At 66.6% G+C, this 23,144-nt stretch carries 15 protein-coding genes; 9 read left to right on the top strand and 6 right to left on the bottom strand.

Features of this window, described 5'->3' with window-relative positions; genetic code table 11:
- Positions 1-3 precede the first annotated feature (3 nt).
- The 6 genes from AC1DDA_RS18845 to AC1DDA_RS18870 are packed head-to-tail and all read left to right on the top strand — an operon-like array spanning position 4 to position 8,229.
- Positions 4-2,190 (top strand): glycosyltransferase family 2 protein, encoded by a 2,187-nt coding sequence (locus tag AC1DDA_RS18845; protein WP_476796905.1) that lies wholly within the window; start codon positions 4-6, stop codon positions 2,188-2,190.
- 2 nt (positions 2,191-2,192) lie between these two features.
- A complete protein-coding gene (locus AC1DDA_RS18850) occupies positions 2,193-3,497 on the top strand; it encodes a glycosyltransferase family 4 protein (protein ID WP_476796906.1) in 1,305 nt (434 codons plus the stop codon).
- A gap of 32 nt (positions 3,498-3,529) precedes the next feature.
- Positions 3,530-4,711, top strand: coding sequence for a polysaccharide pyruvyl transferase family protein (locus AC1DDA_RS18855; protein WP_476796907.1), 1,182 nt, complete (start codon positions 3,530-3,532; stop codon positions 4,709-4,711).
- Positions 4,708-5,892, top strand: coding sequence for a hypothetical protein (locus AC1DDA_RS18860; RefSeq protein WP_476796908.1), 1,185 nt, complete (start codon positions 4,708-4,710; stop codon positions 5,890-5,892). Before AC1DDA_RS18855 ends, AC1DDA_RS18860 begins: the two co-directional genes overlap by 4 nt.
- Positions 5,889-7,352 (top strand): polysaccharide pyruvyl transferase family protein, encoded by a 1,464-nt coding sequence (locus AC1DDA_RS18865; RefSeq protein ID WP_476796909.1) that lies wholly within the window; start codon positions 5,889-5,891, stop codon positions 7,350-7,352. Before AC1DDA_RS18860 ends, AC1DDA_RS18865 begins: the two co-directional genes overlap by 4 nt.
- Before the next feature lie 16 nt (positions 7,353-7,368).
- Positions 7,369-8,229, top strand: a complete 861-nt coding sequence (locus AC1DDA_RS18870) for a glycosyltransferase family 2 protein (protein WP_476796910.1) — start codon at positions 7,369-7,371, stop codon at positions 8,227-8,229.
- Between the two features lie 37 nt (positions 8,230-8,266).
- On the opposite strand, the gene AC1DDA_RS18875 is transcribed toward AC1DDA_RS18870, so the two are convergent.
- The gene (locus AC1DDA_RS18875) at positions 8,267-9,073 is read right to left on the bottom strand and encodes an ATP-binding cassette domain-containing protein (RefSeq protein WP_476797098.1); all 807 of its coding nucleotides are present in this window, start codon (positions 9,071-9,073) and stop codon (positions 8,267-8,269) included.
- A gap of 301 nt (positions 9,074-9,374) precedes the next feature.
- Here AC1DDA_RS18875 and AC1DDA_RS18880 point away from each other — a divergent pair, with 301 nt between their 5' ends.
- A complete protein-coding gene (locus AC1DDA_RS18880; protein WP_476796911.1) occupies positions 9,375-10,265 on the top strand; it encodes an ABC transporter substrate-binding protein in 891 nt (296 codons plus the stop codon).
- Between the two features lie 13 nt (positions 10,266-10,278).
- Complete coding sequence (gene fhuB, locus AC1DDA_RS18885) at positions 10,279-12,255, top strand: Fe(3+)-hydroxamate ABC transporter permease FhuB (RefSeq protein ID WP_476796912.1); 1,977 nt, start codon at positions 10,279-10,281, stop codon at positions 12,253-12,255.
- A 42-nt stretch (positions 12,256-12,297) separates the two neighbouring features.
- Here fhuB and minE read toward each other — a convergent pair whose 3' ends face one another.
- The 4 genes from minE to AC1DDA_RS18905 all read right to left on the bottom strand — a co-directional run bounded on the left by minE (position 12,298) and on the right by AC1DDA_RS18905 (position 15,542).
- Complete coding sequence (minE, locus tag AC1DDA_RS18890; RefSeq protein ID WP_441511763.1) at positions 12,298-12,561, bottom strand: cell division topological specificity factor MinE; 264 nt, start codon at positions 12,559-12,561, stop codon at positions 12,298-12,300.
- Positions 12,558-13,373, bottom strand: coding sequence for a septum site-determining protein MinD (gene minD, locus AC1DDA_RS18895; RefSeq protein ID WP_441511762.1), 816 nt, complete (start codon positions 13,371-13,373; stop codon positions 12,558-12,560). The genes minE and minD overlap by 4 nt, the downstream gene beginning before the upstream one ends.
- Before the next feature lie 35 nt (positions 13,374-13,408).
- The gene (gene minC / locus AC1DDA_RS18900) at positions 13,409-14,143 is read right to left on the bottom strand and encodes a septum site-determining protein MinC (RefSeq protein ID WP_476796913.1); all 735 of its coding nucleotides are present in this window, start codon (positions 14,141-14,143) and stop codon (positions 13,409-13,411) included.
- Between the two features lie 202 nt (positions 14,144-14,345).
- A complete protein-coding gene (locus AC1DDA_RS18905; RefSeq protein ID WP_476796914.1) occupies positions 14,346-15,542 on the bottom strand; it encodes an MFS transporter in 1,197 nt (398 codons plus the stop codon).
- Positions 15,543-15,637: 95 nt separating this feature from the next.
- Between AC1DDA_RS18905 and AC1DDA_RS18910 the strand changes: the two genes are divergently transcribed.
- Complete coding sequence (locus tag AC1DDA_RS18910) at positions 15,638-16,396, top strand: AraC family ligand binding domain-containing protein (protein ID WP_476796915.1); 759 nt, start codon at positions 15,638-15,640, stop codon at positions 16,394-16,396.
- Positions 16,397-16,621: 225 nt separating this feature from the next.
- On the opposite strand, the gene AC1DDA_RS18915 is transcribed toward AC1DDA_RS18910, so the two are convergent.
- On the bottom strand, positions 16,622-22,798 hold the full coding sequence (locus AC1DDA_RS18915) for an ExeM/NucH family extracellular endonuclease (protein WP_476796916.1): 6,177 nt from the start codon (positions 22,796-22,798) through the stop codon (positions 16,622-16,624).
- Positions 22,799-23,144 lie beyond the last annotated feature (346 nt).

Genomic DNA, 23,144 nt, shown 5'->3' on the forward strand with positions numbered 1-23,144 from the left:
GCGATGAGCGAGGTCATCGTTCCCGAGAGGACGGCGGTCGCCCCGGCGCCGACCGTCGCCTGGACGCCGCTCGGCGAGAACGCCATCCTCGTCCGCGGCACCTGCGACGCCATTCCGGCCAAGGTCCCGGTCGCAGTCGACGGCAATCCGCGCAACCGCGCGCAGACCATGGTGCTGAGCTGGCGCCGGCCCGGGGCCGAGCCTTCGGCGGCCACCGGCTTTCTTTGTCTGGCGCCAGCGCCCAACGTCGACAACAGCGGCACCGGCGCGCTCTTGATCGGCCGCCCCGGCCGGCCGCTGCGTCTGATCCTGGCACCGAAGCCGCAGCCGCTTCAGGTTTTCCTGTCCGAACTCGCCGACGACGCCGGACAGGCCTTCCCGAGCGTTGTCGACGGGCTGCTCGAAGTGCTGTTGACCGGCGCCCCCAATCCGCGCCGCCTGCGCGCAGTCGCGATGCTCCTGCAGACCGTCGCACGGCCCGGCGGCTTCGTCGAGGTGATGGGATCGCTCGATGGCGACGGCATCTTCCTGCAGGGTTGGACCTCCCATTTTGCAGCCGGGCGCATCAAGCTTCTGATCGCCCATGGCGGCCTCTCCCCTGCCAATCTCGAAGCCGGAACCTTGGAGCGGGATGATCTCGGCGAGGGCGCCCGCGGCTTCTTCGGCCTGCTCGAGGATTGCCAGGCCCAGCAACCCGGCGAGATCGAGCGGCTCTATTTCCGCGGAAGCGACGGCTGGCGCGCGCTCGAAGTGTACGAGCGCTATGTCCTGCTCGAACCGATCACCGTTCCCGGCCATCTGCGCGACGGGCTCCAGCGCGGTACCGCTCCGCAGGCCACCACCGACAAGCTGCGGCGCGCCTCCCAACGCTTCGACGGCAGAGACACCGTCTGTCTGCTTGAAGAACCGGTGCGCGCCGGCATCGATGCCGTGACGATCGTCGAGGATACCGGCGTGCTGATCATCGGCTGGCTGTTCGATCCGGAGCGCCGGGTCGATGCGGTCACACTGCGCAGCGGCAGCCAGTCCTGCGCCGTCGACCGAATCTGGACGCGCGTGCAGCGCCCGGACGTCACCACCGCCTTCATGGAAGATCCGCGCTTCGGGCCAGCTCTGGCTTCGCGGCGCAACAGCCACGGCTTCATCGTCTTCGCGCCGAAGCTCGTTCCGGAGCCGAGCCAGCCGCTGCATCTCGCCTTCGAGGTGCAAGGCACCGGCCCGGCCTTCCTGCCGCTCGAACCCAGCCGCGCCCAGGCGCGCCGCGCATTGGAGCGCATCCTCGGGCTGCTCGACCCGCGCTCCTCGACCGCGAACGCCGTCGTCGAGCGCCAGATTGCGCCGGCGCTGCAAGCAGCCGAAATCGCCCCGCCCCGCGCCGTCGAAACGCTCGATGTCGGCCCCTTCGACCCCGAGGCGCCGCTCGGCCTCGTCATCGGCTTCGACCACCGCCACCGCGAGATTTCGGCGTTGTTTGCGCTGATGGCGATGGACCCCGAGGTCAGGCCGCTGCCGATCGTGCTTGCTGCTCCGTCCGAGAGCTTCGACCGCGTTGGCGCCGAGGCGCGGCGGCTCGGGCGCTTCTATGGTCTCTCGGTGCGCCTCGTCGCCGTCGAGGGCGTCGAAGATACCTGTGACGCACTGGAGGCGGGCGTTCGCGCCTGCCGCTTCCAGACGGTCGCGCTGCTCTCGGGCGCAGCGCAGATCCGCATGCCTGGCTGGCTCGGTCGTCTCGAACGGGCCTACCGCGCCCGCGGCGGCCAATGCGTCGCGAGCCCGACGCTGCTGTTCGAGGACGATTCGATCCGCTGGGCTGGCGCCTGGCTGGAGGGCGAAGGAACGAGCCGGCGCATCGCCAACCGTTTCGTCGGCTATCCGCTTGAGGCGGTCGGCAATCTCGGCCCCATGGAGGTCGCAGCCGGTGCGAGCGAATGCTGTGTGCTCTCGCGCGCTGCCTTCATCGAGGTCGGCGGCTTCGCGCGCAACTATTTCACGACGGCGGAGAAGGGTCTCGATCTCTGCCTCAAGCTCAGGATGGCGGGCTCGCCCTCGCTCTGGGTTCCCGACGTCGAGGTCTATGCGGTCGATGACGGCGAGATGGCGGCGCCGCATGCCGGCGCGCTCGCGCAACTCGCCGACCGGACCAGCTTCGACCGGCGCTGGGCGCTCGCCATCTCCAACATGAAAGGCTGAGGATGCGGGTTCTCGTGGTATCGCACGGCCATCCCTCGCTCTCTTTGGGCGGGGCGGAGATGGCGTCCTACAACCTGCACAAGGGGTTGCAGACCGGCGAGGGTGTCGATTCCCATTACCTCGCCCGCGTCGGTGCCCCGACCCCGCGCCATGCCGGCACGGCGCTGATGAGCCTGCGCCAGCGCGGCGGCGAGCTGCTCTACTATGCCGAGGATTACGACCACTTCCTCATCTCCAACCGTGCGACGGAAGAGATCGAGCGCGACTTCGTGCGCGTTCTTCATGACCTGAAGCCGGACGTGGTGCATTTCCACCATTTCATCGGGCTCGGGCTGGAATGCCTGTTCGCGGTGCGCGACGCTCTGCCGGATGCGCTGATCGTCGTGACCTTCCACGAATATCTCAGCATCTGCCATCACCACGGCCAGATGGTGAAGACCGGCGCCTTCAAGCTTTGTTACCGGGCCTCGCCAACGGATTGCAACGCCTGCTTCCCGGACATCTCGCCGGCGCGCTTCCTGGCGCGCGAGACCTTCATCAAGGGCATGCTGGGCCTGGCCGACCATTTCGTCTCGCCGAGCCGCTTCCTCGCCGACCGCTATGTCGACTGGGGGCTCAGCGAGGAGCGCTTCTCGGTGATCGAGAACGGTATCGACGTCGCCAGCGTGGCGCCGCCGCGCCCACTGCCCGAGGGCAAGACGCGGCGCTCCCGTTTCGCCTATTTCGGCCAGCTCACGCCCTATAAGGGCGCCGATGTGCTGATTGATGCGGTGACGCGCATCCCCGATTCCCTCTGGGACGACGACGCGATCCTGCTTGTCTATGGCGGCAATCTCGAGCGCCAGCCGAAAGCCTATCAGGACAAGTTCGCCAAGCTGGTCGAGAGCGCGGGGCGCCGTGTGCGCTTCTGCGGCGCCTTCCAGAATCACGAGATGCCGAACCTGATGCGCTCGGTCGACTGGGTGGTGATGCCCTCGGTCTGGTGGGAGAACTCACCCATCGTCATCCAGGAGGCGTTCTTCCACGGCCGCCCGATCCTGGCGAGCCATCTCGGCGGCATGGCCGAGAAGATCACCGACGAGGTCGACGGCCTGCATTTTCGCGCCGGCAGCCCGGAAGACCTCGTCGACTGCATGACGCGCGCGCTGACCGAGCCCAAGCTCTGGGATCGCCTGCGCGGCGGCATCAAGCGGCCGTTGAGCCATCGCGAATGCGCCCAGACGCATCTCGATCTCTATCGCCGCCTCCTGGCCGAACGCAGCCAGCCTGCGCCCGCGCGGCAAGACCCCGCCGCGATGATCGCCTGAAACCATAACGAGATAACAGGGGAGACCTGCACATGACCCGCATCCTGGTCATCAGCCCGTCGGGGGAGGTCTACGACCACGACAATGTGCGCTGGTATCGCTATGCCGACCTGCAGAACCACATCAATCACTACCATAATATCGGCGACGCCTTCGTCTTCGATTCCTCGCTGAAACTGCTCCACTTCGACAAGCTCGATGAGCTGCCGATCGCGCATGTCGATCCAGCCAGGATCGACCGGCTCAATGCCGAGTACGATTACGTCTTCCTGCGCGGCTCGAACTACATCCATGCGCAGATGAACTGGTCGAAGGCCGCGGACGTGCTGCGCCGGCTCAAATTGCCGGTCATCGCCTTCGGCATCGGCGCACAGGCGCCGGTCAGCGGCAAGCTGGAACTGAGCGAGGACACCAAGACCGTCCTGAAGCTCATTTCCGATTCCACCACCTCGCTCGGCGTGCGCGGCGCCTACTCGGCGGAAGTGCTGAACGATCTCGGCATCAGCAATGTCCGCATCATCGGCTGCCCGACCGCGTTCCGGAACAATGATCCCGATCTCGCCATCCGCTTGCCGCCGCTGGAGCAGGTCAAGACTGTGGGCGTCACGCTGCGCCGCGAGGTCTCCAAGACCTATGCGCAGGACATCAAGCGCTATCTCACCTTCCACCGCGATCTAGTGAAGGCGATGGCTGATCGTTTCGAGGTCACGCTGATGGCGCAGGGCGAGGTCGAGGAGAAGAAGCTCGCGCTCGGCACACCCGAGCAGAAGGAAGCGGCCATGGCCGCGTTGCGACAGAATGAATGGGCGCGCGAGTGGTATCTCGATGAGCAGGTCGAGGGGCTCTACCAGAGCCGCATGTTCTATTCCGACGTGGTCGCGGAATATGAGCGGCTGGTGCGCGGGCTCGATCTCGTGCTCGGCTACCGGCTGCACGGGAACCTGATGGCGCTCGCCAACGGCACACCCTCGATCTACTTCACCTATGACAGCCGCACGGTCGAATTCGCCGACACCTTCAAGATCCCGAGCGTCGATGTCTTCGGCGGCCAGGATTTCAAGCTGGAGGAGTACTGGGATCAGGCGCGCTTCGACCGCTTCAACGCAGCCTATGCCCGGGTCTACAGGGAGATGCGGGACTTCCTCGTCGAGAACCGCGTCGACAACAAGATGGTGGACCGCGTGGCTGCGGAGCCGCAGCGGAAGGTGGCGTGAGGAGCGCCCGCAGCTTCCGGCACACCGCGCCGCTGCTTGCGGCGCTGTTGGCCGCCTCGTTCGCCGCAGCCGCGGAAAGCCCGCGCTGCCGGCTGGAACTTGCGCCCGGGGCGCAGGAGGAGACCGTCTTCGACTGGTCGAAGGAGCGTTGCCAGGAGTGGCACATCCCGGACGCGCCCTTGCGGGCCTTCCGTGACGACAAGGGCGAGGTCGTCGCCTTCGCCAGCCACCATCGCAACCGCGCGCTGATCGGCGATCGCCTCGACCAGATCAAGACCACCTGCACGATCTCGTTCGAGGCCAAGAACAGCGCCGATCCCAGCCAATACAGCGACATGAGCTGGATCGCCGCGACCTGGACCAGGAATGGCCGCGACGTCTACGCGCTGATGCATGACGAGTACCATGCCGACCAGCACCCCGGCGCCTGCCGGTTCAAGGCCGGCATGGCCTGCTGGTACAATGTCGTCACGGCCGCGCGCTCGCAGGACGGCGGCGCAAGCTTCAAGGCCGATGACCCGCCGACGGTCGTGGCCGCGCCGACCTTCAAGCAGGATGTCGATCAGGGTCGTCATCGCGGTTTCTTCAACCCCTCCAACATCGTCGAGAAGGATGGCGCCTGGTATGCGCTGATCGCGACGACCGGCGGCGGGGGCCAGAAGGGCGGCACCTGTCTTTATCGGACGACCGACATCGCCGATCCCAAGGCGTGGCGCGCCTTCGACGGGCAGGATTTCACCGTGCGTGCCGTCGATCCCTATCGCGAGGACACGTCGCAGGCAAAGCCCTGCCAGCCGCTCAAGGTGCTGCCCACGGTCGTCGGCTCGGTCACCCGCCACGAGGCGAGCGGGCTTTGGCTCGCGATCTTCCATCTCGGCCCCGATCCCAAGCAGGACATCGCCGGCGGGCGCGTCGCCTATAGCTGGTCGAAGGATTTGATGAAGTGGTCGCCGCTGCAGACGCTCCTCACCCATCCGACGATGTGGAGCAAGGATTGCGGCGACAGCGTCCGCTATTCCTATGGCGCCATCGCCGACCCCGCCTCGCCCTCGCGCAATTTCGAGACGACGGGCGATGAGCCCTACCTGTTCATGACCAAGATGCACGTCGCCAACTGCAAGATGGGGCCGCAGCGCGACCTCGTCCGCATCAAGGTCCGCATCGTGAAGGAAATGCCATGAACGCAAATGCGCCCGCGCAGCAATTTGCCATGAGCCAGGCTGTGCCGACCATGAAGATCCTGCGCGCCACCACGCAGGAGGTCGTCGTCCTCGTCGTCCGCGAGCCCGGCGGCGGCTGGCCCTCGCTGCGCCTCATCCTCGACAGCCAGGACTACGCCACGATCAACCCCGGCGCGCTCGTCACCGGCGATGCGACGGTGGCGGAGATCGCCATTCCTTTGCCGGCTTTGCCCGAGACGCGGCTGCGTTCCATCGCAGTGGCCGACGCCAGGACGGGCGCACTCGCGCCCGGTTCGCAACTGCGCCCCATCGCCAGGACAAGGCCCCTGCGGGCGCTGGTGATCTATCCGGCGGGCGAGGTCTATGACCACGACAAGGTGCGCTGGTATCGCGCGCCGATGGAGAAGCTCCTCGCCGATTACTTCAATATCGGCGACATGATCGTCTACGACTCGACGCTGAAGCTGCTCGACTACGTCGATATCGAGCCGATGAAGATCATGAATCCGACCGATGCCGATATCGAGCGCTATGCGAGCGAGTTCGATTTCGTCTTCGTGCGTGGCTCGAACTTCATCCATGAGAAGATGGAGTGGTTCCGCGCCGTCGAGGTGCTGGAGAAGGTCAAGCTGCCGGTCTATGCCATCGGCGTCGGCGCGCAGGCGAGCCAGAACCGCGCGATCGAACTGCCGGAGATGTCGAAGCGCTTCTGGCAGATCGTCGCGAACCGCTGCGCTGCCATCGGCGTGCGCGGTGCCTTCAGTGCCGAGACGCTGCGGCGCAACGGCATCGGCAATGTCGAAATCGTCGGCTGCCCCTCGATCTTCCGCACCTGCGACCGCGATCTCCAGATCCGCGTGCCCGATCAGCGCGCCATCCGCAAGGTCGCCTTCAGCCTGCGCCGCGAGGCCGACAAGAGCTATACGGTCGATCCCGAAGCCTATCTGCGCAACCAGCGCGCCGCCCTGCTCAAGGTCGATGCCCAGAGCGAGATGGTGATGTCCTCTCATGGCGAGCAGGAGGAGAAGGCCTTCTTCCTGCGCGACGAGGCGGCCAAGGAGAAGGCGGTCGCGGAGTTCACCCGGACCGGTTGGTGGGATGGGCCGGATGACCGGCGCATGCGCGAGATCTACGAACGCAAGCTCTTCAGCTTCTTCGACGTCGAGGACTATGATCGCTTTTCACAAAGCGTCGACCTCGCCGTCGGCTATCGCGTGCACGGCGTCTTGCCGGCGGTCGCCCACGGCGTACCGGGCGTGCTCGTCGCTTACGACACGCGCAGCCAGGAGCTCGCCGAGACGCTGAAGATCCCGGTCGTGCCCGAAGAGGCGCTGGCGGAAGGAGGCTGGCGCGCGGTCTATCGCGAGGCGGCGCTCAACGGGCTCGCCAAATCCTATGCCGCCTCCTACAACCGTATGCGCGCTTTCCTCGACCGCAACGGCGTCCCCCACCGGATGTGACCGGAGGATATGGGAGGTGAAGAAGGTCGCCGTGGTGACGATGCAGTACAACGAGGCGTTCTACGTCTCGCGCTGGATCGACTACTACTCCGGGCTCGTCGGCCGCGAGAACCTCTATGTCATCGACCATGACAGCGACGCGGAGATCCGTGAGTTATTGCAGGGCGTCAGCGTCGTGCGCTATCCGCGCTCGGCGCTCGACGATCAGGAGCGCGCGCGCTTCGTCTCGAAACTCGTCGGCGCGCTGCTCGAGCTCTACGAGACCGTGATCTACTGCGATTGCGACGAGTTCATCAGCCACGATCCGCGCCGCTTCGAGAGCTTCGGCGCTTGGCTCGACGCCACTGATTTCGAGCACGCGACCTGCATCGGCCTCAACGTGACGCCGATGTTGCAGGAGGAGAACGCAGCGCTGCTCGACGGGCCGATCCTGCGTCAGCGCCGCCATGTCCGCTTCGTCTCGCCGATGTGCAAGACGCTAATCGTGCGCAAACCCATCCGCTGGGGCGGCGGCTTCCATCACGCCAATCAGCCGCCGCATTTTCGCGGCGCCTATCTGTTCCACCTCAAATACGCCGATCTCGGCGAGCGCCTGCTCCGGCAATCGCTGACGCGCGGGCTCGACTTTGCCCAGGTCGACCAGGGCCATCACCAGCGCCGCAGCGATCTCGACCTGCTCAACCTCTATCGCAGCTTCGACCGGCTCGAACGCCGGGACTGGGACGACGATGCGATCGAGCGCTGCTGCCAAAGCTTCATTGCAGGCATCAGGCCCTCGGAGCGCGGCGACGAGGTCGGCACGATGTATGTGGCGCCGCTCAATATCGCCGGCACGGAAGCCTGGCGTCTGCCCGACAGCTTCCGCGGACTGTTTTAAACAGTTCGGCGCAGCCGGACCTCCCGGGGGCCCCCTTTCAGGCTGGGAGAGCGATCGGGCGCTGCGTCTGTGGATGGGAGATGACGCTCATCTCGACGCCGTAGATACGGGCCAGCTGCTGCGTGGTCATGACGTCCTCAGGTGTCCCCCTGACGATCATCTTGCCGGAATGCAGCGCAATGATCTCGTCGCAGAACCGTGCCGCCATATTGACGTCGTGCAGCACGACCATGACACCGAGTCCCCGGTCGGAAGACAGCCGGTGCACCAGCGAGAGCACCTCGATCTGGTGGGCAATGTCGAGCGACGAGGTTGGCTCGTCGAGGAGCAGACACTCGGCATCCTGCGCGACGAGCATCGCAAGCCAGACGCGCTGGCGCTCGCCGCCCGAGAGCGTGTCGACCAGCCGATCGGCAAAACACGCGACATCGGTCAGCGCCATGGCCTCGGCCACCATCTTGCGATCCTTCGCGCCGAAGCGACCAAGCGCGCCATGCCAGGGATAGCGGCCGAGCGCGACCAGTTCCTTGACGAGCAGACCTGAAGAGGGCGGCGTTTGCTGCGGCAGATAGGCGACCTTGCGCGCGAAGGCCCGGCCGTTCCAGGCATCGAGCGCCTTGCCTTCGAACCGGATCACCCCGGTCGAAGGCGCCTGCTGGCGAGCGAGCAGCCTCAGCAGTGTCGATTTGCCCGAGCCGTTATGGCCGATCAGCCCGATCACGCGCCGCTTCGGCAGCGACAATGTCAGCGGCTCCAGCAGCACCCTGCCGGGGACGCTGAAGGTGACACCGTCGAGTTCGAAAAGGTCGCCCCGACCTTCAGCAAGCGGGCCGGGCCCGGTCATCGCAAGCGCCTTCGCCGCCAGAACGCCATCACCGGACGGAAATGCGGAAGCCTTGCTCGCCATGATCGAACGCGCCTTCAGGATCATCGGTTTTCAGCCGCTGCTTCCTCGGCCTACACCGTCGCGTCCCATCGCGAAAGCAGAGTTGTTCCGTCTCCGAAAGCCACCGGACTCGTGCCTGCGCGAGCCGCGGCCGATCGATCGCCTCAATCCATCGACTCGCGGCCCTGCCCCGTCACCGCCTCGGCAAACGACCGCTGGCAAGAAGCTCCCTCGTCGGGGCTGTGCTAGACCCGAGCGCATGACCGGCATCCCGTCATCCCCGACACGACGCGGCGCGTTGGCGCTTCTCGCCGCCACCGGCCTCCCGCTTCCGGCCGTGGCAGCGCAACCGCGCGTTGCGACCGTCGACTGGTCGGTGCTGGAGACCTTGCTTGCGCTGGGAGTGCCGCCGATCGCGGCACCGGAACTGCGCCAGTTCCGCGAAGTCGCGGTAGAGCCCGCCGTTCCTACGAGCGTCACCGATCTCGGCTTGCGCGGCACGATCAATTTCGAGCTGCTCTTGCTGTCACGGCCGGAGCTGATCTTCTCATCGAGCTTCTACGCTGCCTCCGAGCCGCTACTGCGCCGGATCGCTCCGGTCGAGAGCTTCTCGATCTACGCGCCGCACCGCCCGCCCTATGAGCCGGTGGTCGCGATGACCCGCAGCGTCGGCGGGCGCCTCGGCATCGCCACGAAGGCCGAGCGCTACATCGCCGAGACCGAGGCTGAATTCGCGGGCCTGCGCGAAAGGCTGAAGCCTCTGGGCGCGCGTCCGGTGATCCCGGTCAATCTCGGCGATGCCCGGCATTTCCGTGTTTTCGGCGATGACAGCATGTTCGGCGAGGTGCTGAAGCGGCTCGGCCTCGCCAATGCCTGGACCGAGCAGACGAATTATTCGGCCATGGCCCCGATCGGGCTTGAAGCGCTCGTTCGTGTTCCGGAAGCCTACATCGCTCTGATCCCGCCGGTGCCGCCCGGCGCCATGCAGACCCTCGCAGCCAGCGCCTTCTGGAACGCCTTGCCGAACCTGCGCGAAGGCCGTCTCCTGCAGCTCGGCTCGATCAATCCCTATGGCGGTCTGCCGGCGGCGCGGCGTTTCGCGCGATTGCTGACCGACGCCTTGCTCGCGGCAGGGACGGCCCGTGGCTGAAGCGGTCCGTCACATGCGCTTTCAACCCGATCGACACCTCGGCGCCTGGCTTCTCGCGGCGCTGACGGCGGCAGCCCTTTTCTTGGCTGTGGTCGTGACGCGCCCGTCGTTGCCGGCATCGCCTGAGCTCGCCCGGACCCTCGAATCGATCCTGCTTTGGCATAGCCTCGTGCCGCGCGCCGCAACCGCGCTGATCTGCGGCGCGGCGCTCGGGCTCGCCGGCATGCTGCTGCAGCGTGTGCTGCGCAATCCGATCGCCGACGCCTCGACACTCGGCATCGCCTCCGGCGCACAGCTCGCATTGACCGTCGCCACGGCCTATGCGCCCACCCTGATGGCCTTCTCACGCGAAGGCGTCGCGCTTGCTGGCGCCATCGCCGCGGTTGCTCTCGTCCTCGGCCTGAGCTGGCGGCGGCGGCTCGATCCGATGACGGTCGTCCTGTCCGGCATGGTCGTCTCGCTCGTCGCGGCGGCAGCGAGCGCGACCGTCATCCTCGCCAAGGGCGAATATGTGCTGTCGCTGTTCATCTGGGGCGCGGGCTCGCTCAACCAGCAGAGCTGGGACGCAGCCATTGCGCTCGGCCCACATCTGGTGCTGAGCGTCGTCGCCGCCGCACTGCTGCTGCGGCCTTTCGCCCTTTTGGGTCTCGACGAGGACATGGCCCGCAGCCTCGGCCTCGCCCTTCATGCGACACGCTTCGCGATTCTCGGCATCGCCGTCTGGCTGGCGGCAAGCGTCACCGCCGAGGTCGGTGTGATCGGCTTTGTCGGCCTCGCCGCGCCGGCTCTGGCGCGCGAACTCGGCGCCCGCACGCCGCGCCAGATGCTGCTGGCGGCACCAGCGCTCGGGGCCTTGCTGCTCTCGGTCACCGACAGCACGGTGCAATTGCTCGGCTCCGGCTTCAACGATCTCGCGCCGACCGGTGCCGCCACCGCCCTGTTCGGCGGGCCGTTGCTGCTGTGGCTGATGCGCAGGGTCCCACCCACCTTGCCGCCGCAGGCAACCGATCCCGTTTGGCGCCTGGACCGGACCGCACGCTCGCTCCGGGCGCTCGTTCCGCTCGCCGCCATCATGGCACTCGTCGCGGCGCTCGGTCTCGTGCTCGGGCGCGGACCACAAGGATGGGAGTTGGCGACGGGTTCGCTGTTCTGGGATCTGCTGCCGTTCCGCGGTCCACGCCTTGCCGCGGCCGGATCGGCTGGCGTTCTGCTCGGCGCTGCCGGCTGCCTGATGCAACGCCTCACCGCCAACCCTCTCGCCGGCCCCGAGGTGCTGGGTGTCAGCGCCGCTGGCGGCGTCGGATTGCTGCTAGCGCTCGCATTCCTGCCGGCAAGCCCTTTCGCGATGCTGGCAGGCATCGCGGGCGGCTCGCTCGCGGCGCTCCTCGTCATGCTGCTGCTCGCCTCCCGCCCGGGCATCGGGCCGCAGCGCCTGCTGCTTGCCGGCATCGCCATGGGCGCGCTCTGCATGGCGGTGGTTTCGACCGCACTCGCCCAGGGCGATCTGCGCGCATACATGCTGCTGGTCTGGCTTTCAGGCTCGACCAACCGCGCCGGCGAGATCGAGGCCTGGACCGGGCTTATCGCATGCGTTCTGCTGATCGCCCCTGTGATGCTCGCGATGCGCTGGCTCGATCTGCTGCCGCTCGGGGATGCCACCAGCCGCAGCCTCGGCCTCGCCGTGGAGCGCAGCCGCCTCTGCCTCGCAGCGCTGGCAGCGCTGATGACGGCCGTGGCCTCGCTTTTGGTCGGTCCCTTGAGCCTGATCGGGCTCATCGCCCCGCATCTCGCCCGCCTCGCCGGCTTCGCACGCAGCCGCGACCAGCTTCTCGCCTCCGCCCTGATCGGCTGCGGCGTGATGATCGTCGCGGATTGGCTCGCGCGTCTCGTCGCTTTTCCCTATCAGGTGCCCGTCGGGCTGTTCGCCGCGCTGATCGGCTGCCCCTACCTGATCTGGCTGCTGAACCGCGGAGGAAGCCGAAATGGCTGACACCGCCAATCCGCAGGCGAATCGAATGTAAGAAGGCGGCCGTCAGGCCGCCTTCTTACCCGAGTCGAATGGGATTTCGATATCGACGGCCAGCGTCGAGACCTTGGCGCCGCGTTCCATGCGGACGCTGACCTTCTCGTCGTCGACCTGCATGTGCTTCGAGATCGCGCGGAGGATTTCGTCCCGGAGCTTCGTGACGAGATCGGAGTCGCCGACGGCGGCCCGCTCATGGGCGAGCAGGACCTGCAGCCGCTCGCGCGCCGCGGGAGCCGACTGGGAGCGGGAGAAAAGACGAAGCAGGTTCATGCCGCCTTCCTTCCGAAGATCTTGCCGAAGAAGCTGCGCTTCTCGCCGGGAATGGTGATCGGCAGGGTCTCGCCCTTGAGCCGGCGAGCAGCGTCGAAATAGGCGACCGCCGGCGCGCTGCGCTCGTCCGCCAGCGTGACCGGCGAGCCGACATTGGAGGCGCGCAGCACGTCCATGCTCTCGGGGACGATGCCGAGGAGCGGGATCGACAGGATTTCGAGGACGTCGTCCACCTTGAGCATGTCGCCGCGCTCGGCCCGGGCCGGATCGTAGCGGGTGAGAAGGAGGTGCTTCTCCATGCGCTCGCCGCTCTCGGCCTTCAGCGTCTTGGAATCGAGCAGGCCGATGATGCGGTCGGAATCGCGGACCGACGAAACTTCCGGGTTGGTCACGACGATCGCGATGTCGGCATGGCGCATCGCCAGCGTCGCGCCGCGCTCGATCCCGGCCGGGCTGTCGCAGATCACCCAGTCGAACGACGTTTTCAGTGCGCCGATGACCGCCTCGACCCCCTGAGCCGTCAGGTTGTCCTTGTCGCGCGTCTGTGAGGCCGGCAGCAGATAGAGCGACTCCAGCCGCTTGTCGCGGATCAGCGCCTGCGTGAGCTTGGCTTCGCCCTGAATGACGTTGACGATGTCGTAGACGACCCGCCTTTCGGCTCCCATGACGAGATCGAGATTGCGCAGGCCGACGTCGAAATCGACCACCACGACCTTCTCGCCGTTGCGTGCGAGGGCCGCACCCAGTGCGGCCGAGGAGGTCGTCTTGCCGACGCCGCCCTTGCCCGATGTGACCACGATGACCTTGCCCATAGACCTCTCCTGTTTTGTGTGGACGCGCCCTCAGCTCAGGCGAGTGATCCGACCTTGAAACTGTCGCCTTCCAGCCAGAACTGGACGGCCTTCCCGCGCAGCTCCGGCTCCAGGTCCTCGGCCGTCTTGTAGTAGCCGTCGATGGCGACGAGCTCGGCCTCGAGCTTCCGGCAGAAGATGCGTGCCGCCGCATTGCCGATCGTCCCGGCCATGGCCCGGCCGCGCAGCGTGCCATAGACATGGATCGAGCCGCCGGCGATGACCTCCGCGCCGGAGGCGACCGAGCCGACGATCGTCACGTCGCCTTCGGCGAAGATCACCGACTGCCCCGAACGGACGGGCTGGGTGACGACCAGGGACGGCGACGCCTGCGGCACGGCGACGGCCGGCGGGGCCACGCTCTCGGGCACCTGCGGTTTGCCGCCCTCTTCGACCACCGGCGCTTCGATATCCGAGGTCGGGCGGCCATCCGTCATCGCCGGCGGCAGATCCGTTCCGAGCAGCGAGGGACGCGCGCCCTCGATGCCCATGATCCGCACATTGCGGGCGCCGAGCCTGTCGATCAGGTCGCGCAGCTGGGGCCGGTCGATGTCGAGCCCGCTGATATCGAGAACCACGGGCCGGCGCATGAAGAAACCGGTCGAGCGCGAGGCCAGATCATCGAGCCGGACCAGCCAATCCTCGAAGGGAAGCTCGGGTGTCAGGGCCAGCGCGAGGAAGCTGCGGCCCTTGAGACGAATGGGTCGGGATTGGGTTAACACGCCGGTCATCTTGGTAAATTTTCGGTTGCTTGGGTGTATCGAGCGCATGGTTAACAAGCGGTAAACCGGCGCCGCTTATCCACGCGAAGAAGCCGGCCTCGCGCGCCGGCCGGACCGAGCTGTCGGGGTGTGCCGAGCGCCTGCGCCGGGCTTCGCGGCATACGAAAAACCCGGCCAAATCGGCAATGGCAAGCGCGCGGGAGAACGCGGGCTATTCGGCCGGAGCGGTCTTTTCCGACGCGGGGCCTTGAGCGAGGAAATAAAACGCCAGCGAAGCGAGCCAGACGATCAGGCCGAACACTGCAGCTCCGCCCAGGACCAGCCCGAAGCCGCCCCGCGCATACAGAACCGCCAGCATGGGCACCACGAAGCCGCTTACGGTGAAGCCGAGAAAATAGCGCACGCTGAATGCCTTGGCGCGGTGCCGCGCCGGCACGTAGCGGGCGACCATCGCATCGTTCACGACGACCTGCCCGTAGATCGCGGCCATCGTCAGGACGAGGCCGAGCAGCAGCGGAATGCCCTGGGCCGTTGCCGCCAGCGCAAGGCCGAGCGGCTGCAGGAAGGCGAGGCCGACGAACAGGGCCGGCAGCGTATAGCGGTCGACGAGCCGGCCCATCAGCCATTGCGCACCAGCCCCGAAGACGAAGACGAGGGTCGCCAGCGAGCCGGTCAGTGCCAGCGGCAGGTCCAACCCGAGCCGCTCGTCGAGAACCTTCGGCAAGGAGATCGTCGTGATGTTGAAGGTCATGCCACCGGCAATGATCGCGATGGCGAAGACCGTGAGAAGCGCCATGGGACGGCCGACCGGAATGAGCTCCGCCTTGCCCGAGCGGCTCGCATGCGGCGCCCCATCGCCGGGAACGAGCGCGAGGAACGCCGCTCCGAGCACGAGACAGACGAGGCCGGGCAGCACGAAAGCCGTGCGCCAGCCGAGCGTTGCGGCCAGCAGCGCGGTGACGCCGGCCGCCGACGCCGCGCCGAGATTGCCCCAGACGGCGTTGACCCCGAGGTCGCGCCCGAGCTGACGGGCATGATTGACCAGCATGGTCGAACCTACCGGGTGATAGATCGCCGATGCCACGCCGAGAACGAGGAGCCAGCCAGCAAAAGCTGTCGGCCCGTTCGCGCTGGCAACGCCGAGGCAGGACAGCCCATAGCCCAGGAAGAAGACGGCGAGCATGTTGCGCCGGCCGAAGCGGTCCGAGAGCCACCCCATCGGCAGCGAGCACAGGCCGAAGGCGACGAAGGCGCCCGTCGCCAGACCAATGAGTTCGGCATAGCTCAGGCCGGTCTGCGCCGCGATGGCGATCACCGCCGTGGGATAGATCAGCAACACGAAGTGATCGAGCGCATGAGCTGCGTTGACGAAGAGAAGCGTGCGTTGGGACAGGGTTTCGGGGCTCATGGCGATGCTCACGACAAGGATGGCGTTCGTTGTAGCTTGACCCGTGGCGCCACGCGGGCCGTAATTCTGCATAATCGGGCCAACTGGAGAGCACGATGCGCGGCGACAGCGACGCCTATCAGACCGTTCCCCGCGCCATCGGCGTCATGCCGAAGACCTATGAGGCGGGCGCGACCACCGGCTGGCACAGCCATCCGCGCGCCCAGCTTCTCTACGCCACCGCCGGTCTGACCCTGGTGACGGCAGAGGACGGCACCTGGATTCTGCCCGCACAGCATGCGCTCTGGATTCCGCCGCAGCTTTTCCATGAAGTAAGAATGCATGGAAAGGTCTCGATGTGCTCGGCCTATGTCGCGCCTGAGGCTGTGGGCGTCCTGCCGAAGGGTTGCCGCGTTCTGCAGGTGACGTCGTTGCTGGCTTCGTCGCTGGCGGCGCTGGCGGCCGAGCCTCTCCTCTATGACGAGAGCGGGCGCGGCGGCCATCTTGCCGCGCTGATCCTGGATGAAATCGCGCGCGCCCCCGAAACGCGTTTGACCCTGCCCCTGCCGCGCGATCCACGGGTGCGGCGCGTCTGCGAGGCCTTGCTGAAGGACCCCGCCTCGCCCCTCGACCTCGACGGCTGGGCGCAGCACGCCGGGGCAAGCCGGCGCACGCTGACGCGCGGCTTCCGGACCGAGACAGGCATGAGTTTTGGCGATTGGAGGGCACGCTTGCGGGTGGTCCGTGCATTGGCCATGGCGACGGATGGCTGCCCCCCGCATCAGATCGTCCGTGCCGTCGGCTACGCCGATCTGCGGGCGCTCAGGGCAGCGGCCGAACGCATCCTTGGCGGCGCAGGCTTGTCATGGCGGTGAGTGACGAAGACAACCCCGACGCGTCCAAGCTCCGCGGCGTCAGCCTTGTCCCAATGCGCGAGCATCGATGCGCCATGATGCAAGGATCCGACGACGACACGCCAAGCGCCGGGTCCGAGCGATTCGCCGGCAAATGCCCTCGAAGCGGTGCGGTCAAACAGACCTAAATCGACAAAAAGGGGCGCCCTTGTCGGGCGCCCCTTCCTCCATGCTTGCGATGCTCGCTTAGACGAAGCGGAAATCGTCGTGAGCGAGGCTTGCGAGTTGCACGCCCTTGAGGGTCAGGGTGGTGTCGCCATCGATCGAGATGACGGTGTCGGCGCCGATCTGCGCGGCGGCGTCCATGGCGGTATCGAAATCGGCGAAGACCCCGATCGAGAATTCCAGCACGTCGGCGCTGGAGCCGGACGTCCGGAAGTCGGTGATCGTGTCCTTGCCGAAGCCGGCCGCGAAGACGAAGGCGTCGTGCCCGGAGCCGCCGGTCAGGATGTCGTCACCCGCGCCGCCCACGACACGGTCGTCGCCGGAGCCCGCGTCGATCACATCGTTGCCGGCGCCGCCGAGAACGAGGTCGTTGCCGGAGCCTGCATCGATCAGGTCGTTGCCTTCCCCGCCATCGACATTGTCGTTGCCGGAGCCCGCCGTGATCGTATCGTTGCCGATGCCGCCGAAGACCTGATCGTCGCCCGAGCCGCCGTCGAGAAGGTCGTCGCCCGCGCCGCCCCAGAGCTTGTCGTTGCCGGCACCGCCCTTGAGGTTGTCATTGCCGGCACCGCCGTCGAAGGCGTCGTCGCCATTGCCGCCGGTGACATTGTCGTTGCCCGCGCCGAAGAGCAGCTTCTCGATGTTGCTGAAGCTGTCATTGCCGATGCCGGTGCCCGAGACCTTGCCCGCGGCGAAATTGACCGTGACCGGGCCCGTCGCCGCCGAGAGATCGAGCGTATCGAAGCCTTCGCCACCGTCGATGACGTCGTCGCCGAGACCGGCGAGGATGATGTCGTCGCCCGCGCCGCCCTGGAGCACGTCATGGCCAGCGCCGCCGTCGAGGAAGTCGTTGCCGGCGCCGCCCTTCAGCACATCGTCGCCGAAGCCGCCGAGCAGGTGGTTGTCCGCAGCGTCGCCGATCAGGATGTCGTTGCCGGAACCGCCGATGACGATCTCGATCGAGCCGAGCTCGTCCTCGCCGGTCGCATCGCCCGAGGCCATGCCGGCCGCGAGATCGACCACGACGCCGGCAGCGTCGTCGGAGAAGTCGGCCGTGTCGATACCAGCGCCGCCGTCGAGGAGGTCGTCACCCGCCCCGCCGCTCAGCACGTCGTTGCCGACACCGCCGAACAATGCGTCGTCGCCGGCGCCGCCCTTGAGGAGGTCGTCGCCCTCGTCGCCGGACAGCGTATCGTCGCCTTCGCCGCCATCGATGGCGTCATTGCCGCCGCGGCCCGACACCTCGTCGTCCCCGAGACCGGCAAGGATGACCTCGCCCCACGACATGCCGACGAGGACGTCATCGCCGTCGGTGCCGACTGGCAGCTCCGCGGCATCGGCCAGCACCGTGTCCTGGCGGACATTCAGGTTCTGGATGCGCTGGTCGAGCTCCATCGGCGTGTCGGCGACGTCGTAGGCCGTCTCCTTGGTGGCGTGGAATTCCTGCATGTATTCGGCGAAGGCCTGCTGCTCGCCGAGCAGGGTCGAGCCGGCGGGCGTGTTGGCCGCCACGACGGCAGCGGCGGTGAAGTCGAGCGCCTCGTCGACCGGGCCGGAGAGGCCGCCATCCGCCAGCAGATAGCGGAAGTTCTCGCCATTGGCCTTCATCGGGTAGCTGTCGCCGCCATTGGCGAGGAAGCTCAGCGTCACCATCGTGATCTTGGCGGGCGCGCCCGCCTGCAGCACGCCGTCATCGTAAAGGGCGATCGTGGTGCCGTCCTCCGCGATCAGCGCGATGTCGGAGACGCGGCTGCCGGCCGGCAGGTCCGGGTCGTAGGAGAAGGCGATGCCGCCGATCTGCGGGAAGCGCCCCTGGTTGCCGAGGAGCCCGACGCCGTGCTCGAGAATGACCTTGAGGCCCTGGGCAGTGGTGTCGAAGGCCATCAGCTTGTTGTCGAAGCGCAGCGAGTTCTCGATGTCGAGTTGCGAGACGCCGCCCTCGGCCTTGCCGGTCGCGGCATTGGCCGGCGGCGCCAGCTTGTCGACCTGGCCGGTGACCGGATCCGGAGCCGAGAAGGTGCCGATCTGCGAGCGCACGCCGCCGCCGTTCTTGACCGAGACGACGAAGGCCGGGCTCTCCGCGCCGAGCGCATCGCGCAGCGCGTCGGCATTGGCATCGGCTGAGAGGCTGCCGAGATTGGTCTCCTGGTTGCGGATGAGCGCGCGCTCGCCCTCCAGATAGACGTCGGTGTAGCCGTGGACGGTGCCGTCCTTGACGTTGATGACGGACTGGACCGCATCGGTCACATCCCGCACCTTGTCGCCCTTGGTGCCTTCCGCGAAGGCGGTGTTCTCGAGATTGCCGACGGTGGTGCCCCAAGCTTCGGCGACATTCGTATCGGTCGACGCATAGGCGCCGTTGATCGCGGTCTTGCCCGCGAGATTGTCGACGATGATGTTGCCCTGGGCGTCGAAATCGACCACGAGCCGGCCAAGATAGGAGTATTCGCCGTCGGTGTTGACGATCAGCGTCGGCTTGCCGTCGGCACCGGCGGTGACGATCGGATACGGCCCGTCGAATTCAGCGCTGTGGCCCGGGAAGTTCTCGGCCACGTCGTCGGCATCGCCCAGCCGGGTATGGGAGCCAGCCGCCAGGATGATGTCGACGCCGCGCAGCTTGGTCGCGAGCAACTGCTCGTACTCAAGCTGCTGCAGATGCGACTGCACGATGATCTTGTTGATGCCTTCAGCGATCATCTCGTCGATGATCGGCTGCAGCTGGCTCGCCAGCAGGTCCATGTCGTCGACCTCGGCGCCATCGCCGGGGAAGCCCTTTACCTCGGTTCCGGTCGGCGAGGAGATGCGCTCGAGGATCTGGGTGGTCGCGCCGATCAGGCCGATCTTCTCGCCGCCCTTGGTGATGATGGCGGCCGGGGCGATGCGCCCGTTCAGCGTGTCGACGTCCGGCGTCGGCGTCGCGCCGTTGCCGACCGTGTTGGTGTAGCGCGGGTTGAGGTCGGCATCGGCCGAGAAGTCGAGGTTCGACGACAGATACGCGAAGTCGGCGCCCTTCCAGCCGGCGACCGAGCCTGCGGTGATCGCGTCGCGCAGCACCTTCGAGCCGAGGTCGAAGTCATGGTTGCCGATCGTCGAGGCGTCGATGCCGATCGCGTTCATGATGGCGATGTCGGCCGCGGCGATCGGCTGGTTGACGCCGGCGGCGATGGTCGAGCCGGTAGCCGCGTTGATCGCCGCGCGCACGGACGGATCGGTCCCGGCGGCGATGAACGGACCCGGCAGGAAGTTGTCGCCGCCCGAGAGCGTCAGCGTATTGGCGAAATCGTCGTCGAAAGCATCGACCAGAGCGGCGAGGTTCTTGGCGGTCTGGCCGGCGAGAAGGCCGGCTTCACCGTCGGAGAAATGCAGGAGCTGGAGCGTGAAGGCGGTCGTAGACACGGGGTTCTCCGTCAGATCAAGCCCGACGATGATCGGATCGTGATCGGATACGCGGGCGATCACCTCGGAATTGAAGATCGAGGGATCGCGCTCATTGGTGGTGAGATCGGCATTGAAATTGAGCTGGTAGTCGACCGCATCGGCCTCGTCGGCGTTGATGTGCCAGTCGGCGACGCCGGTGACCTGGGCCGTGAGGCTGCCATTGGTCAGGACATGGTCGAGCGAGCCGGTCTGGCCATCGAAGACGTAGCTGTAGCCGTCAGCGCCATGATCGGTGAAGCCGGCGTTCAGCAGCACGTCGATCGGATCTTCTTTCGCATAGGCGTTGAGGTCGCCGAGGACGAGCACGTCCTGGTCGTGCGAGCCGGTCGGATCGGTGCCAAGCCAGTCGACCAGCGCCTTGGCGGCAAGCTCGCGCTGGTTGTTCCAGCCACCGTTGCCGTCCTTGATGTCAGCATCCTCACCGGTGCCGGAGCCGCCCTTCGACTTGAAGTGGTTGACGACCGCGGTGAACTCACCCCCGCTGGCGAGTTCCTCGAACGTCACAGCCACCGCCGCGCGGCTGGTGTTCTCGCCGTTGAAGATGCGGCCGAGCGTGCTCTGGCCCAGAAGCTCGGACGAAACGTCGCTGTCGTCGAGGATCGCGATGTGGGTGTCGATGGAGACGCGCACCGAAGTGACGTCGTAGATGAAGCCGACCGCAATGGCGTCGCCGCCGACGAAGTTCTGGCCCGGACGCACCCAGTCGAACTTGAAGGAGCCGGAGACGCTGTTGAGCTGGTCGACGAGATAGTCGATGGCGTTGCCGCTCGACCCCTCGATAAAGTTGTTCTCCAACTCCATCAGGCCGAGCACGTCGGCATCGAGCGACAGGATCGTGTTGACCAGCTTGGCGGTCTGGCGGTCGAACTCTGCTTGCGTCTCGGCGCCGCGCGGCTCGAAGCCGTTCGTCGTGAGCTGGCCGTTGTCGAGCGTGGTGAAGTAGTTGAGCACGTTGAAGCTCGCGACCTTCAGCGTGCCGCCGACATCCGGATAGCTCGTCGGCCGCGGATTGGCCGAGACCACGTCGTTGATGCCCGGCCCGTTCTGGACCGCGTGCACGCGGAACTGATTGAAGTCGTAGTCGAGCACGCCGGTGAGACCGGTGATGGTGTCGCCGATGCGCGGCGCGGTGGTGGCGTTGTAGTCGCCATCGACCACGGTGTTGTCGAGATTGGGGTTGGAGACGCTGCGGCCGTCGTCGAAGATGACCGAGCGCGAGGCGATGTCGCGCAGATGCGCGTCGTAGCCGGAAACGCTGGCATCGTGATCGACGGTGTAGGAGTTCGGGCGCTCACCCTGGGTCAGGCGGATTTCGCCGAACTGGTCGAGATTGAACTGCTCGGTGATGGTGAGCGTCTCGGTGAAGCGGACAAGCATGCCCTCGTAGCGCTCGAGATCGGCGACATAAGTGCCGTTCGAGGCGGTCTGCACGCCGGCGCTCGGCAGGTCGATCTCGGTCGCCATGCTGTTCACGTCGGCCACCGCTCCGGCCTGGACGATCGCGACGGTGGAGGCGTTGAGCTCGGTATTGCCGAAATTCTCGGCGACCACGCCGGTGACGCTGACCTTGTCGCCGACCTTCACATCGACGCCCAGGCTGGCATAGGACACGAAGATGCCTTCGGAGGTCAGGGCGTTTCCGTCGGAGTCGCCAGCCTCCTCCTGCAGCCAGAAGCCGCCGAGATTGCGGGCGCCGTCGGCGTCGCTGTTCTGGAAGTCGCCGACGACGATGGCTTCGACCGTGACGGTCTTGCCCACCATCGTGCTTCCGAGGCCGGTGCCTTGCACGGCGCTGATCAGGGTGATCGGGGTGCCGTCGTTGTTGACGATCGTCGCGCTGGCCGATTGGGAGGAGGTGCCCAGCGTCGCGGTGACCGAGAAGCTCTCGTCGGGCTCCGCCACGGCGTCGTCGATCGTCGCTACGCTGAAGCTTGCAGTGGTCTGGCCGGCAAGGACCGTGACCGCGGCGGGAACGCTGCCGATGTCGCCGGTCGCGCCCGACACTGCGAGGTTGACGACGGTGTCCGTGGCCGCGGCCTGGCTCAGCGTGACCGTGAAGAGGAAGCTCTGACCCTCAGGCTTGGAGGCTGCGTCGACCGTGACCGAGGAGACCGAGACCGCGCCGCCGCCGGCCACGGTGAAGGACTGCGCCGAGAACGGCACGTCCGGGGCGGTGCCATCGTTGCTCTGGTCGCCGGTAGCGTCCTGGCTGACCCAGTTCGAGGCCGTGTTGATCGCCGCGCGATAGGAATCGAAGGAGGCGCCGCCGCTGCGCGCGCCGTTGAAGGCGGCGATGTCGGTGTCGTCATCGAGCGTGCTCAGGTCGAGCGCATCCGCGCCCGCGGTCAGGCCGGTATTGGTCAGCACGCCGTTGGCGCTGTTGAAACCGCCATTGGCGATAGCCGTGATGAAGTTCGGCGCCGAGGCCGAGCCCTGATAGGCGTAGATCGTCTCGTCGGCCGCGCCGATGCCACGGTTGGTGCCGCGTCCGGCCACGGATGCGACCGCGGTGCCGGTGCTCGCCGAGATCGTCCCCGCGCCGATATTGTCGATGCGCACGATCGTGCCGGCTGCGACGCCCGCGGAGGTCCAGCTGAACGCTCCCTCATTGGTGTCGGCGAACGCCGAGCCGTTCCACTCGTTATCCTCGAAGATGATGGTCTCGCCGGCCGGAATTTCCGTGAGCGCCACGAAAGCGATGTTGTCATTGCCGTCGGCATTGAAACCGACGAACGCAATCGAACCTTTACTGAGCGCCATGGCTGAAATCCCTGTTCCCGATCCGGGGTTTGACGTGGAGGCGAAGGGCGGCGTCGGGCACAATCCGCCCCGCCGCGCTCGGCATTGATCGTTACGGATTGCCCGTGCTCCCGCAGGAGCCCGGGCGATTGCGGGCGATGTTCAGACGAAGTCGATCGAACCGGAGCACGTCACGGGCAGATCCTTTTTAGCCAGCACATCGAAACCCCGGCCGCCGCCAACCGGGTGGCCGGCCCGCATAAGGCGAGCCGGATGCGGGCTTTTGACCCGTCCAAGATGACGGTTGTTTAACGCTTCATTAACGAAACAAATTAATTCGAGAATTGAATCGAAATTCAATGCGCCA

It is taken from the genome of Allobosea sp. 10N428, from assembly GCF_056394545.1.